The sequence below is a fragment of the Burkholderia sp. Ac-20353 genome, assembly GCF_017104785.1.
GTDB lineage: Bacteria > Pseudomonadota > Gammaproteobacteria > Burkholderiales > Burkholderiaceae > Burkholderia.
This window is the reverse complement of the sequence record NZ_JAAGPL010000118.1, coordinates 12686-27193: the sequence shown is the minus strand read 5'-3', so window position 1 is coordinate 27193 and position 14508 is coordinate 12686. Positions and strand designations below refer to the sequence as shown.

Sequence of the window (14508 nt, the reverse complement as noted above, 5' to 3'; positions counted from 1 at the left end):
AGCAGCGGCATCGGCGTCTGCGACCCGTCGTCGAGCGTCAGCGGCGCGAGCCCGCCGCTGGCCAGCAGGTGCGGATCGTCGAACAGGTCCTCGGGCTTCGTGATCGACGCGAACGGCACGTGGTGCCGCTCGAACAGCGGCACGAGCGCCGCGCGCGTCCGGGTGCGCAGCGTGTCGCCGAGCGTCGCGAGCAGCCGCGGCCGCGCGAGCACGCGGTCGTTGTTGGTGGCGAGCGCGGGGTCGGCCAGCAGGTCGTCGCGGCCGAGGATCGTGCACAGCGCGCGCCATTGCGCATCGCCCGTCGCCGCGACGAACATCTGCTCGCCGTCCGCCAGCTCGAACACATCGTAGACGGCCCACGCGCTGATCCGCTCCGGCATCGGCGCGGCCGGCACGCCGGTCGCCGCATACTGCTGCATATGCTGCGCGGACAGCAGCACGCAGTTCTCGAACAGCGCGCTCTGCACTTCCTTGCCCTGCCCCGTGGCCTGTCGCTCGAACAGCGCGGCAAGCACGCCGATCGCGCCGAACATCCCGCCCATGATGTCGTTGACGGAACTGCCCGCGCGCAGCGGCCGGCCGACCGGGCCCGTCATGTACGCGAGCCCGGCCATCATCTGCACGACTTCGTCGAGCGCGAGCCGGTGCTGGTACGGGCCGTCGAGAAACCCTTTGTGCGACACGTAGACGATGCGCGGATTGCGTTGCCTGAGCGTCGCATAGTCGAGCCCGAGCGATGCCATACGGCCCGGCTTGAAGTTCTCGACGAACACGTCCGCGCGATCGACGAGGCGCTGCAGCGCGGCGAGCCCGTCGGGCGTGTCGACGTCGAGCGCGACGCTTTTCTTGTTGCGGTTGAAAGTGCGGAAGAAACCCGCGCCGGTGCCGAGCAGACGGCGCGTGCTGTCGCCGCGCGGCGGCTCGACCTTGATCACGTCGGCGCCGAGGTCGGCGAGGATCATCCCGCAGGTCGGGCCCATCACCATGTGCGACAGTTCGACGACGCGGATGCCGGCCAGCGGCAGCGAAGCAGCGGAGGTGGAAGCGGAGGCGGTCATGCGGTCACCTGTGAATCAGGTCTGGAAACGGGCGTCGAAGCGGGCCCGAAGTCGGTCATGAAGTCAGCCACGAAATCGGCCATGAAATCGGGCACGCCCGCGCGTGCGACATAGCCGTACAGCGGTTCGCCGGGCAGCGCATCGGCGAGCACGTCGCGCGACGCGATCAGCCGCGCGAGATCGATGCCGGTCGCATGGCCCATCGCGTGCAGCATGAACACGAGATCCTCGGTGTTCACGTTGCCGGTCGCGCCCGGCGCGTGCGGGCATCCGCCGAGCCCCGCGAGCGACGCGTCGAACGCGCGGATGCCGTGCTGGAGCGCGATCACCGTATTCGCGAGGCCGAGCCCGCGCGTGTCATGGAAATGCAGCGAACACAGCCGTGCGCCGGCAACCGCCCGCACACGGTTAATCACGTCGCCGACCTGGCGCGGCGTCGCGTGGCCCGTCGTGTCGCCGAGCGCGACGGTGTCCGCGCCTGCCGCGAGCGCGTGCTGTGCGATGCGCACGACGTCATCGACCGGCACCGCGCCTTGCAGCGTGCAGCCGAACACGGTCGACAGCCCGGCGACCGTCTCCGCGCGGCCGCGCGCGAGCGCGCAGATCGCCGCGAACGTGTCGAGCATCGCGTCGGGCGTCTTGCGCACGTTCGCGATGCTGTGCGCAGCGCTGACCGACAGCGGCACGACGACGCGACGCACGCCGCATGCGAGCGCGCGTTCCGCGCCCTTCTCGTTCGGCACCAGCGCGCTGACGTGCAGGTCGGGATAGGTCAGCGCATGCGCGACGACGGCATCGGCATCGGCCATCTGCGGCAGCAGCTTCGGCGGCACGAACGACGCCACTTCCATGTGCCGCACGCCGGCCGCATACGCGGCATCGATCCAGCGCAGCTTCGCGTCGGTCGCCATCGTGCGGGCGATGCTCTGCAGCCCGTCGCGCATTCCGACTTCGGTGATCGTGACCGGGATCGTGTCCGGTCCGTCGCGTGAATCCATCGTCTTCATCCTGTCGTGTGAGGAGCCCGGACGTGAGCGTGCCGCGCCGCGCGCTCGCTGCACAGTCTGGATTGACGATGGGCGCCATCGCGATGCGCGATGGCTGCACAGCCGCGCCGCGTGGGGTGCCGCGGCAGATTCGGGAAAAACCTGTCAGGGTTAGTCGGGAGTCGCGAGCAGGTGCTCGAGCAGACGTGCGGCGGGCAACGACAGCGTCGCGCGGTCGCGCATGCAGATCACGAAGCTGCGCTCGGCCCATGCATCGTCGAGCGGAATCGCGGCGAGCCTGCCGGGGCCGCCGCTGCGCCGCTCGAGCGCCTCGCGCGGCAGCACCGCGATGCCGAGCCCCGCCTCGATGAAGCGGTACGCGGCGTCGATCGTCGATACGCAGGTGCGGTAGGTCAGGTCGCGGCCCTTCTCCGCCGCGATACGCTGCATCAGCGCATTAACCGACGCGTTCGACGCGAGGCCGAGCTGGTCGTAGTCGAGCGTGTCGACGAAGCTGACGGATGCGCGCGCCGCAAGCGGGTGCGCGGCCGGCACGATCGCGGCGAGATGGTCGCCGCGATAGGGCAAGGTCTGTAGCGAACCGGTCGGCACGAAGCCGCGGCAGATGCCGAGGTCACCCTGCCCTTCCTCGACGCCGCGCACGATATCGACGCTCACGCGTTCGTCGAGATCGACGCGCACGTGCGGATGCGTCTGCAGAAATGCGGCCAGCGCTTCGGGCAGGAACTCGACCATCGACGACACATTCGCGAGCACGCGCACATGACCGCGCGCGCCCGCTGCATATTCGCCGAGCTCGGCCTGCAGGCGCTCGTAGCTGCGCATGATCTGCCGCGCATGCAGCACCATCGCGTCGCCCGCGGCGGTCGTGCGCACGCCGCGCTGGCCGCGCGACAGCAGCGCGACGTCGACGAGCGCTTCGAGATCCGCGAGCCGTTTGCTGACCGCCGAAGGGGCGATGAACTCGCGTTCGGCGGCGCGCGCGATCGAGCCTTCCTCGCAGACGGCGATGAACAGGCGCAACGTGATCTGATCGATTTGCCAGCTCATAGGAACACTCAGGATGCGCGTAGAGGGCCGCCTAGCATACGACAGTTCGCGCTACACGACGCATGTCCGAGTGTCGAGCGACGAAGCTGCTGCCGATTGCGTTTGATCAAAATCGCCGCGCATGCGCTTCGTACAGTGTCCATATTGCCCGCATGAAAGCGACGCCATGGACGAACAGCCGGTTTGTGCCGCAGTGCTCGCCGATCGCTATGCGCGTGCGGGCGAGACCACACGCGCGGCGGTGTTCCGGCGCGTCGCGCATGCGCTGTCGCTTGCCGAGCCGATGACGTCGCGCGCACACGTCGAGCAGCTGTTCTACCGGAACATGCAGCGCGGCGCGATCGGCGCGGGCCGCATCATGGCGAATGCGGGCGCCGGCGCGGACGGCACGATGGTGAACTGCTTCGTGCATCCGGTCAGGATGCCCGACGACGCATCGGTCGCAGCCGTGCACGCGGCACTCGCGCGCGCGCTCGACGAGGCGCGCGTCACGCTGCTGATGGGCGGCGGCGTCGGCTACGATTTTTCATCGCTGCCGCCCGCGGCGGCATACGAACGGCGCGGCCCCGATACCCCCGACATATGCACGGCGATCGACCGCTTCGATCTGCTGTGTCGCGCATTGCCGTACCCGGGGCCGCGGCGTGGCGCGCAGATGGCGGTGCTGCGCTGTGACCATCCGGACATCGTCGCATTCGTCGAAGCGAAGCACGGCCGGCGGCGCTGGCCGACCTTCAACCTGTCGGTCGGCGTGACCGATGCGTTCATGGCGGCAGTCGCGGACAACCTGCCGTGGTTGCTGCGGCATCGCGTGCCGCCGTGCGCGCCGGCGTGCACGCAAACGGCGCTGCCGGACGGCAACTGGATCTACGCAAGCTTGCCCGCGCGCGCGCTGTGGCATGCGATCGTGAACGAAGCGCGCGACAGCTCGGAGCCTGGGTTGCTGTTTCTCGACACGATCGGCGCGGCCGATTCGCTGCGCGCGCACGAGCGCATCGATGCGACGAATCCGTGCGGCGAGCAGCCGCTGCCTGCGTACGGCAGCTGCGTGCTCGCGCCGATCGACCTGTCGCGGCTCGTGCGCCATCCGTTCGGCATCGATGGCGAGCCGCGTTTCGATTTCGCGACGCTCGCCGACGAAGTGCGCGTGCTGGTGCGCATGCTCGACAACGCGATCGACCTGACGGTGTGGCCGCTCGCCGAGCATGCGCGCGAAGCGCACGAAAAACGGCGCATCGGCATCGGCGTGACGGGGCTCGCCGACGCGCTCGCGATGCTGCGGCTGAGCTACGACAGCGGCGCCGCGCGGATGGTCGCACGCGAGATCGCACTGACGATGCGCCAGCACGCGTTCTCCGCGTCGGCGTTGCTCGCGGCCGAGCGCGGCGTGTTTCCCGCTTACGAGCCCGCCGATTATCTCGACGGCTGCGCGCATCGCGCGCCGCTGCCGCTCGTGGTGCGCCAGGCGATCGCCCGTCACGGGCTGCGCAACAGCCATCTGCTGTCGTTCGCGCCGGCGGGCAGCGTGAGCCTCGCGTTCGGCGACAACTGCTCGCACGGTATCGAGCCCGCGATCGACTGGGTGCAGCGCCGCCACGTGCGCACCGGCGACAACCACGTGCATGCGATTCGTGCGGAGAATCACGCGTATCGGCTGTTCCGGCAACTGCATGGCGAGCAGGCGCCGCTGCCTGACTATTTCGTTAAAGCGGCCGACGTCGCGCCGGCCGACCACGTGTCGATGCTCGCCGCATTGCAGCCGTGTGTCGACGCGGCGATCTCGAAGACGGTCAACGTCGACCGTCGCTGCTCGCTCGCGCAGGTCGATGCGCTGTTCTTCGCCGCATGGCGCGAACGCCTGAAAGGCATCACGATCTTCCGTCCGGATCCGGCGTTCGCGTCGGTGATCGTCGGCGGCAGCACGGGGCGAACGGCGTCGCACGCGTGCTGACGGCCGCCGCACATTGGCGTAAATGCCGAGTATGGATTGCAAGTGCAGAATGCAGGCTTTTAAAACCGACGAATGCCGAGTATCCTAAAAAAAGCACTCCCGGTCGGACGGCGGGTCGCGTGCCTTGACACCCGTCCGATCATTGCGGCCCTGTCGTGCCTGTTGCGTCGATCGTGCCGATCGCGTTGATGGTGCCGACGGCGGCAACTTTCGCGCCGCCTGGCCGCACAAGCCCATTCCCCACTATTCGTCAGGAGAGCTGGTGAGCCGTCTCGTCGTCGTATCGAATCGCATCGCAGATCCACGCAAGGCCGCTGCAGGCGGGCTCGCTGTTGCCGTGAAGGACAGCCTGCAGGAAACGGGCGGCGTATGGTTCGGCTGGAGCGGAAGGTTACGCGGCGACGGCGACACGCCCGGCCGCAGCGACGACGTGCAGCTGCAGAACGTCGGCGGAATCCAGCTCGCGACGATCGATCTCGATCCGCAGGACTACGACGCCTACTACCTCGGCTACTCGAACAACGTGCTGTGGCCGGTATTCCACTACCGGCTCGATCTCGCGCAATTCGACCGACGTTTCGCGGACGGCTATCGCCGCGTGAACCAGCTGTTTGCGCGCAAGCTGCGCACGCTGCTGCGCCCCGACGACGTCGTGTGGGTGCACGACTACCAGCTGATTCCGCTCGCGGCGGAATTGCGCGCGATGGGCTGCACGAACCCGATCGGCTTCTTCCTGCACATTCCGATGCCGCCGCCGCCGATCATGGCGGCGATCCCCGAGCACGAATGGCTGATGCGCTCGCTGTTCGCGTACGACCTCGTCGGCTTCCAGACCGAATCGGACCTGCTGCACTTCGAGCATTACGTCGAAGCGGAAGCCGGCGCGGCGCGCCTTGCCGACGGGCGGCTGCACGCGTTCGGCCGCACGCTGTCGGCGGGCGCGTTTCCGATCGGCATCAACGTCGACGAATTCGCGGCGCTCGCGGACGATCGCGACGGCATCGACATGTTCGAACGGATGCGCGACGAGTATTCGCGCCGCCAGCTGCTCGTCGGCGTCGATCGTCTCGACTACACGAAGGGGCTGCCGCAGCGCGTGCAAGCGTTCCGCCAGCTGCTCGAACAGTATCCGGAGAACCGCAATCGCGCGACGCTGATCCAGATTGCCGCGCCGAGCCGCGAGGATCTCGGCGCGTACGACGATCTGCGGCGCGAGATGGACAGCCTGTGCGGCGCGATCAACGGCGACTACGGCGAACTCGAATGGATGCCGATGCGCTACATCCACCGCACCGTCGCGCGCAAGCGCCTGCCGGGCCTGTATCGCGCGAGCCGCGTCGCGCTCGTCACGCCGCTGCGCGACGGGATGAATCTCGTCGCGAAGGAATTCCTCGCCGCGCAGGACGGCAGCGATCCGGGCGTACTCGTGCTGTCGCGCTTCGCGGGCGCGGCCGAGCAGCTGAAGGAGGCGTTGCTCGTCAATCCTTACGATACGCAAGGCACCGCGCAGGCGATCCAGCGCGCGCTCGCGATGTCGCTCGACGAGCGGCGCCAGCGCTATGAAGCGTTGATGGCGACCGTGCGCAAGTACGACGTGCACTGGTGGCGCACGCGCTTTCTCGACGCGCTCGCCGTTGCGTCCGAGGCCGCGGCGGCCACGCCACTCTGACGCGCGCGGTCACAGACTCGTCTGCACGTCCTCGAGCACCGCGCCGTTTATATCGCACACGTCGACCGAAACCGGAATGCCGGTCCGCACGCTTTCGGTGACGACACACAGCGCATCGAACTGCTCGAGCGCGCGCGACACCTGCGCGAGATCGGCCCACGGTTTGCCGATCATCAGCCGCACCGCCATCGCGCCGACCCGCACGCGCCCGGTCTCGTTCTGGACCATGTCGACGTCGATCTGCGCGGTGACGGGCTGCGGATCGGTGTGATTTTTCTCGAGCGCGAACAGGAGGCTCGCGGCGAGACAGTTCGCGACCGACGCGGCCAGCAGGCGGACCGGATTCGGTCCCTGCCCCCGCCCGAGCGGCATCGGCTCGTCGGTCAGCATGACAGGCAGGTCCGTGCCGGGAAACCGGACCTCGAAACGGTAGCAGTCGAGTTGTGCGACTTCGACCGACACACGCTCTTCGCTCATGGCGACTCCGTCGAAAAAGGGGATGGGCGCACCGCGGTACCGATCGATTCTCCGCACGGCGACGCGCGCGGCGCAATCGGCATTTCCATGGCTTGAACCGGTGAGCGGCCGTCAGCGGTCGGGTTTGCGCGGCGCGTCGTAGGTCATCAGGTCGGGCACGTCGGCGGTGGCGCCGTCGGGCCCGTTCGTCGAGGCGCCCTGCTGCGCTTGCGCGTCGGCGGCCGCACGGCGCGGCGCTTCGCCGGGCGGTGCGATCAGCGCCTGCAGTTCGTCGTGTTCGAGCACTTCGCATTCGAGCAGCCGGCGCGCGATCCGTTCGAGCGCATCGCGGCGCTCGCCGAGCGTCGCGGCAACGCGCGCATGCGCGTCCTCGAGCAGCGCGCGCACCTCGTCGTCGATCAGCTGCGCGGTGTGCTCGCTGCAGCGGCCGTCGCTGGCCGGCCAGCCGGGCACCCCCGCGCGCGGCGCGGCGTCGTCGAAGGTCGCGAGGCCGATGGTCTCGCTCATCCCGTACTGCGTGACCATGTGCCGCACCATCGCGGTCGCGCGTTCGAGGTCGTTCTGCGCGCCGGTCGACACGTCGCCGAACACGATCTCCTCGGCGACCCGCCCGCCGAGCAGCGCGTCGAGCCGGTCGAGCAGCTCGCTCTTGCGCAGCACGTAGCGATCCTCGGTCGGCACCTGCTGCGTAAAGCCGAGCGCCGCGACGCCGCGCGGAATGATCGATACCTTCTTCACGGGGTCGCAATGCTTGCGGCTTTGCGCGACGAGCGCGTGCCCGGCCTCGTGATACGCGATCGTCACCTTCTCCTGTTCGTTCATCACGCGGCTCTTGCGCTCCATGCCGGTCATCGCGCGGTCGATCGCCTCGTCGAAGTCGGCCATCTCGATCGCGGGCTTGCCCTGCTCGGCCGCGTGCAGCGCGGCTTCGTTGACGACGTTCGCGAGATCCGCGCCGACGAACCCCGGCGTGCGCGACGCCAGCTCGGCGAGATCGACGCCGGGACCAAGTTTCACGTGCTTCACGTGCACGCCGAGTATCTGCTTGCGGCCGGTCAGGTCGGGCCGGTCGATCGCGATGTGGCGATCGAAGCGGCCGGGGCGCAACAGCGCGGGATCGAGGATCTCGGGCCGGTTGGTCGCGGCCATGATGATCACGCCGGAATTCGCCTGGAACCCGTCCATCTCGACGAGCAACTGGTTCAGCGTCTGCTCGCGCTCGTCGTTGCCGGACATCATGCCGACGCCGCGCACCTTGCCGAGCGCGTCGAGCTCGTCGACGAACACGATGCACGGCGCCTTCTGCTGCGCCTGCTCGAACAGGTCGCGCACGCGCGCCGCGCCGACGCCGACGAACATCTCGACGAACGCCGAGCCGCTGATCGAGAAGAACGGCACGGCCGCCTCGCCGGCGACCGCGCGCGCGAGCAGCGTCTTGCCGGTGCCCGGTGCGCCGACGATCAGCACGCCCTTCGGGATCTTGCCGCCGAGCCGGCTGTAGCGCTCCGGATTGCGCAGGAACGCGACGAGCTGCTGCAGTTCGGCCTTCGCCTCGTCGATGCCCGCGATGTCGTCGAACGTGATGCCGGTCGCCTGCTGCACGTACACGCGGGCCTGGCTCTTGCCCATCCCGCTGAAGTCCTGCAGCCCGCCGCGCCGCCGCAGCATCATGTTCCAGATGAAGATGAAGCCGATCAGCGGCAGCACCCACGACGCGAGCGCGGCCAGCCAGCCCGTGTCCGGGGTGCCGTGGTAGCGGATTCCGGCCGTCGTCAGCGTGTCGATCAGGTGGTCGTCGGTTACCCGGTTCGTCGTGAAGCGCCACGGCGCGCCGGCCTCCTTCACGACCGCCGTCTCGGACGCCGGCAGCAGCGTCGCGGCCCGCGGCATCCGCAGCGTGCCGGAGATCGACGTCGGGCTGATCTCGAGATCGTCGACGAGCTGCGCGGCGACGAGCTGGTGGAAATCGCTGTACGCGATCGACGTCGACGACGGATGCAGCATCAGCAACTGCACCGCGAACAGCACGAAGAAGCCGATCGCGATCAGCAGCCCCGGATAGTCGAATTTCCTGTCCATGGCATCAGGCCGGGCGTGCGGGTGCGGCGTCGCGCGCTCACGCGTCCGCGCGCGTCCATTCGGCGCGCAGCATCCCTTCGCCGTCCGGATAGTGCAGCGTCAGCTTGCCGTGGTGCGCGCGCAGCATCGCCTTGCCGAGCCGCCGCAGCATGTGCACGCCGGTCGTGCGCACGGTCATCGACGCGTTGCCGTCGTCGATTTCCATGATCCGCTCGAGCGGATGCGCGCGGGTTTCGTCGTCCGCCTGGTGGTTGAGCAGCGCGAGGATGTCCGCGCGGCAGCGGTCGACGTACGCGCCGCTCAGGATCAGTTCGCCGGCCGGTGCGCGATCTTCGGTGCGCTTGCAGGCCGGGCACTGCAGTGTCTTCGCGTCGTCCGGCGCCGCGTGCCAGGTCCAGCGGCCTTCGTCGTAGGATGCGCCGCACGTCGTGCAGCGGGTTGCGGTCTTGAGCCGCTTCGGCGCGTGATAACTGTCGTCGGTATGCGCGGGCGGCCGCTGGTCGCGCCGCATCGCCGACTGCATCGGAGTGGGATTCGAGTGGTTCATCGTCGCCTCGTTTCGTCAAATGAATGGGCGCTTGCGCATTCGCGCGGTCATGCGCGGACCCGCGCGTCGCGCGCGCCGTCGACCGACTCTTTCGTGCCGCGTACACACGGCCCGTAAGTCCAGTCTAGTTCGCGGCCGCGCGTCTCGCAGCGATGCGCGCGCGGCCGATTCGTCGGACCCGATCCTTGGATCCCGACCCTCGTCGCGTTATAGTCGTGTTCGTGACATTTTTATGACAATAACGCGCGCGCCGCGATCGCTGGCACTATCGAAGCCGCCCGCGCGAATCGATGATGAATCGGCGCTGAATCTGCAACGAATCCGCAATCAATCGGCCACGCATCTGACGCCGCCCACCCGCCCATCCGAGGAGCCCACGACGTGAACCAGCCCCCTGACCGGCCCGATGACCTCCCCGACGATCCCGATCGCCGCCGCGTGCTCGGCGGCATTGCCGCGCTCGGCGCGAGCGTCGCGCTGGCCGGTTGCGAAACCGCGCCGTCGGCCGGCGCGGCACCGCGCTCGGCTGCCGATCTCCGGCTCGACGACGCGCTGCGCGATCGTGTGCGCAACATCGTCGTGATCTATGCGGAAAACCGCAGCTTCGCGAACCTGTACGGGGATTTTCCCGGCGTGCAATATCCGTTGAGCGCAGTGTCGCGCGAGCACGCGCTGCAGCTCGACCGCGACGGCAAGACGCCGCTGCCGGAGCTGCCGAAGATCTGGGGCGGCCTCGTGCCGCAGGCGCAGGAGGTCGGCGGCCGGCGCTACATGATCGGCGAGCACGACATCGCGAAGCTGCCGAATGCGCCGTTCCAGATCCACGACGCACAGGGCAAGCCGCTGCCGAACGACGTGATCACGCGCGACCTGTGGCACCGCTTCTATCAGAACCAGATGCAGATCAACGCGGGCCGCAACGACCAGTTCGCCGCGTGGGCCGATTCGGGCGGCCTCGTGATGGGGCATTACCGCAACTCGGCCGATACGCTGCGGCTATGGCAGCTCGCGCGGCAGTACACGCTGTGCGACAACTTCTTCATGGCGGCCTTCGGCGGCTCGTGGCTCAACCACATGTTCCTGATTTCCGCGCAGGCGCCGCTGTATCCGGATGCGCACAAGCATCCGCAAGCGGCAAAGCTGCTGTCAATCGTCGAAGGCGACGACCCGGCCGGCACGCGGCTGAAGCTCGCGGCCGATTCGCCGGCGTCCGCGCTCGACGGCCCGCCGAAGTTCGAGCGCGACGGCGCGCTCACGCCCGACGGCTACGGGGTCAACACGATGGCGCCGCCGTACCAGCCGAGCTACGTGCGGCCGCCGGAGAACGGCAACCCCGCGTATGCCGACCCGGGCGATCATCGCGTGCTGCCGCCGCAGGCGTACGCGACGATCGGCGACCGGCTGTCGGACAAGGGCATCGACTGGGCGTGGTACAGCGGCGCGTGGCAATACGCGCTCGAGCATCGCGACACCGGCACCGTGCCCGACTTCCAGTATCACCATCAACCGTTCAACTACTTCGTCCGCTATGCACCGGGCTCCGAAGCACGCCGCCGCCACCTGCGCGACGCGGGGCTCGGCGACGATCCGTCGACCAACCGCCTGCTCGCCGACATCGACGCGGGCCGCCTGCCGGCCGTCACGTTCTACAAGCCGCAGGGCAACCTGAACATGCACGCGGGCTACGCGGACATCGCATCGGGCGACCGGCACATCGCGACCGTAATCGAGCACATCCGGCGCGGGCCGCAATGGGCGAACACGGTGATCGTGATGACGCACGACGAGAACGGCGGCTGGTGGGATCCGGTCGCGCCGCCGCCGGGCGACCGCTGGGGCCCCGGCTCGCGGATTCCGGCGCTCGTGATCGCGCCGTTCGCGAAGAAGGGTTACGTCGACCACACGCTGTACGACACGAACTCGATCCTGCGCTTCATCAGCCGCGTGCACGGGCTTGCGCCGCTCGACGGCGTGGCCGCGCGCAACCAGGCGTTCGCCGCGCGCGGGCAGACGCCGCCGGGGGATCTGACGAACGCGCTCGATCTTGGTTGATGCGTGACTGAACCGACGGCGCGGCCGCCAACACTACGCGGCATCCTTCAGCGCATTGCGGTCCGCGCGCGCCGCATGACGCCCCGCCTGGCGTCCGAAGAACGTCGCGTCCGCGAGCGACAGCCCGGAGCTGTATCCGGCGCCCCAGCGCGGCAACCCGCACGTCGTGCGGCCGGCCGCGAACAGGCCCGGCACCGGCGTGCGCGTTGCGTCGACGACCTGCCCGGTCGGCAGCGTGTCGAGCCCGCCGAGCGTGAAATGTGGATAGAACGCGTAGTCGATCCGGCAATCGAGCGCGACGAACGGCGGCTCGTCGAGCGGCTTCAGCCATTTCGCGGCCTTGTGGAACAGCGGATCGACGCCCTCGGCCGCGTGGCGGTTGTAAACGTCGACGGTCGCGGTCAGCGTGCCGGCCGGCATCTGCAGGTCGCGCTCGACCTCTTCCCAGGTTTCACCGGCCGCCGCGATGCCGATCCGCGCGATCGCGGGCGGCTCCTGGTAGGTCGCCTGGTCGACGAGCAGGTAGATCCGGTCGTCCGGCTGCTGGAACGCATGCTGGCCCGTGCGGCCGTGATAGCCGTCCTCGTTGATGAAGCGCTGCCCGCGCGCGTTCACGAAAATCCCTTTGATCAGCGATTCCGGCGCATAGAACGGCAGGCTGACGAACGCCTCGCCCATGTGGATCGCCGCTCCGCCCGCACTCACGCCCAGCAGGATGCCCGCACCATCGTCGCCGGGGCTGCCGATCGGCTCGGCCGAGCGCAACAGTTGCGGCGCATGGCGGCGCACCATGTCGCGGTTCATCGCGAACCCGCCCGCGCACAGGATCACCGCGCGCCGTGCACGCACGAATGCGGTCTCGCCGTATGCACGCAGCACGACACCGCACACAGTGCCCCGATCGTCGACGATCAGCGCGACCGCGCGCGTGTCGTAGCGCGTCGCGACGCCGAGTGCCTGCACGCGCTCGGCCAGCACCTTCATCAGCATCTGGCCACCGCCCCAGCCCGGCCATTGCGGCGTGTGGCCGCGCGGGCACGGCTTCGCGGCCTCGCTGAACGGCCAGGCTTCCTCGCTGCCGGACCAGATCAGACAGTCATCGGTTTCCGGCTCGACGATCCGCTCCGCGATGAACGTGTTCTTGTATGTGAGCCCCTGCGCGACGAGCCAGTCGTGATGCGCGAGGCTCTCGTTCGCGTAGACGCGCACCTTTGCCTCGTCCGCGTCGCGGCCGCCCGCGAGCATCAGGTAGCGGTACAGGTCTTCCGTCTCGTCGCGAAAGCCGGCCTGCCGCTGCGCGGGCGTGCCGCCGCTGCCGCCGAGGTAGATCTCGCCGCCCGACAGCGCGCTCGTGCCGCCGTAGCTCGATGCGCGTTCGACGATCAGCGTGTCGGCGCCGGCGCTCGCGGCTTCGATTGCCGCGCACGCGCCGGCCGCGCCGAAACCGACGATCACGACGTCGTGTTCGGCATCCCAGTGGCGTACGTCGCGGGTGTTCAGCGGGCGGGTCAGGGAGTAATCGGATGACATGAGGAATGGGGCAGCGTGAAAGGCGTCGACGCGTTACATGCCGCGCAGCGCGGCGAACCCGAAGTGCACGGGATCGATCGGTACGCAGCCGGTCGGCAGGCCGTTCGCGTCAACCGAGCGGCACTGCAGCGTGCCGGCCGCGTACGGCGGCGACGGCAGTGCGTCGGCTGCGTAACGCGCGATCGCGATGGCCGCCAGCGTGCCTGCGGCGAGTGCGCCGAGCTTGCGATTCGTCAGTCTCATGATCGTCTCCTCCAGATGCGCCGCGGGTGCGGTTCCAGGTCCGGCGCGGGCGATGCCGCAGCGGATGACTGCACGGTAGCGACCGGCATCGCATCGGCCATCGTCCGTTTCGACTAAGGGCAAACGCGAGGAGGCTGCCGTTGTCGATGGCGCGCTGCAGCATCGACTCGTTCGTATCAAGAATCGGAGACGCCCGCATGCAGCGCCGGCGCGGTCAAGCGCTCGAGCGCGATCCGGCACGCGCGTTGCTGCGCCGCATGATCGTGAAGCGTCGCGCAGCGGACCTTCGTGTTTTCCCCGAGCCGGCTCCTGCTCCGTATGGGTGATGAGTCCTGTCTGTAAGGATGCGAACCTGCGCATCGCAATGCCGCCGCAGCCGTCGTTGCGGCGCGGCCATCTACTCCGTCCTTTCACGGGAGCCCGGCATGACCGATACGAATCCCCGTCACGCACTGTATGAACTCGCGTGCCGCTACGCGCAGGCCGTCGACCGCCGCGACTGGCGGCAGCTCGCCGTCCTCTTCACCCCCGACGCGCGCCTTGCCGGCCCCGGCTTCGCGTTCGACGACCGCGACGCGATCGTCGCGGGCATGGTCGCGATCGGCCGCTACGAGGCGACCCAGCATCAGGTGCACAACCAGCTCGTCACGCTCGATGGCGGCGAGGCGGCGGTCGAGACCTACGGCGTCGCGTGCCACGTGTACGTGCGCGACGGCGTGAAGCGCAAGCTCGACTGGGGGCTGCGCTACCACGACCGCTGCGTGTTCGACGGCGGCACGTGGCGCTACGCCGCGCGCACGCTGCTCGTCGACTGGGCGCAGGACCTGCCGCTGGAGGGCTGAACG

General features: G+C 68.9%; 12 protein-coding genes. 4 read left to right on the top strand and 8 right to left on the bottom strand.

What is annotated here, in order from left to right; translation table 11 throughout:
- The 3 genes from G3N94_RS27105 to G3N94_RS27095 form a co-directional block, all read right to left on the bottom strand.
- The coding region (locus G3N94_RS27105) for a CoA transferase (protein ID WP_205795608.1) at positions 1-1058 on the bottom strand (1058 nt) is incomplete at its 3' end.
- On the bottom strand, positions 1055-2056 hold the full coding sequence (locus G3N94_RS27100) for a hydroxymethylglutaryl-CoA lyase (RefSeq protein WP_205795607.1): 1002 nt from the start codon (positions 2054-2056) through the stop codon (positions 1055-1057). The genes G3N94_RS27100 and G3N94_RS27105, both read right to left, overlap by 4 nt.
- 159 nt (positions 2057-2215) lie before the next feature.
- Entirely contained in the window at positions 2216-3115 is a 900-nt protein-coding gene (locus G3N94_RS27095; protein ID WP_205795606.1) for a LysR family transcriptional regulator, read from the bottom strand.
- 166 nt (positions 3116-3281) lie between these two features.
- Between G3N94_RS27095 and G3N94_RS27090 the strand changes: the two genes are divergently transcribed.
- A complete protein-coding gene (locus G3N94_RS27090) occupies positions 3282-5066 on the top strand; it encodes an adenosylcobalamin-dependent ribonucleoside-diphosphate reductase (RefSeq protein ID WP_205795605.1) in 1785 nt (594 codons plus the stop codon).
- A gap of 262 nt (positions 5067-5328) precedes the next feature.
- Entirely contained in the window at positions 5329-6735 is a 1407-nt protein-coding gene (gene otsA / locus G3N94_RS27085; protein ID WP_205795604.1) for an alpha,alpha-trehalose-phosphate synthase (UDP-forming), read from the top strand.
- A gap of 9 nt (positions 6736-6744) precedes the next feature.
- Here otsA and G3N94_RS27080 read toward each other — a convergent pair whose 3' ends face one another.
- The 3 genes from G3N94_RS27080 to G3N94_RS27070 form a co-directional block, all read right to left on the bottom strand.
- Complete coding sequence (locus G3N94_RS27080) at positions 6745-7212, bottom strand: OsmC family protein (RefSeq protein WP_205795603.1); 468 nt, start codon at positions 7210-7212, stop codon at positions 6745-6747.
- Between the two features lie 111 nt (positions 7213-7323).
- Positions 7324-9291, bottom strand: coding sequence for an ATP-dependent zinc metalloprotease FtsH (gene ftsH / locus G3N94_RS27075; RefSeq protein WP_205795602.1), 1968 nt, complete (start codon positions 9289-9291; stop codon positions 7324-7326).
- Positions 9292-9328: 37 nt separating this feature from the next.
- Positions 9329-9838 carry a BCAM0308 family protein gene (locus G3N94_RS27070; protein ID WP_205795601.1) on the bottom strand — a complete coding sequence of 170 codons (510 nt, stop codon included), beginning with the start codon at positions 9836-9838 and terminating at the stop codon, positions 9329-9331.
- A gap of 381 nt (positions 9839-10219) precedes the next feature.
- Between G3N94_RS27070 and G3N94_RS27065 the strand changes: the two genes are divergently transcribed.
- The gene (locus G3N94_RS27065; protein ID WP_205795600.1) at positions 10220-11890 is read left to right on the top strand and encodes an acid phosphatase; all 1671 of its coding nucleotides are present in this window, start codon (positions 10220-10222) and stop codon (positions 11888-11890) included.
- A 33-nt stretch (positions 11891-11923) separates the two neighbouring features.
- Here G3N94_RS27065 and G3N94_RS27060 read toward each other — a convergent pair whose 3' ends face one another.
- Together G3N94_RS27060 and G3N94_RS27055 are read right to left on the bottom strand one after the other, a co-directional pair.
- Complete coding sequence (locus G3N94_RS27060) at positions 11924-13420, bottom strand: FAD-dependent oxidoreductase (RefSeq protein ID WP_205795599.1); 1497 nt, start codon at positions 13418-13420, stop codon at positions 11924-11926.
- Positions 13421-13453: 33 nt separating this feature from the next.
- Positions 13454-13663: a hypothetical protein gene (locus G3N94_RS27055; RefSeq protein WP_205795598.1), complete on the bottom strand. Its 210-nt coding sequence runs from the start codon at positions 13661-13663 to the stop codon at positions 13454-13456.
- A gap of 425 nt (positions 13664-14088) precedes the next feature.
- Between G3N94_RS27055 and G3N94_RS27050 the strand changes: the two genes are divergently transcribed.
- On the top strand, positions 14089-14505 hold the full coding sequence (locus G3N94_RS27050; protein ID WP_205795597.1) for a nuclear transport factor 2 family protein: 417 nt from the start codon (positions 14089-14091) through the stop codon (positions 14503-14505).
- The last annotated feature ends 3 nt before the right edge of the window (positions 14506-14508 follow it).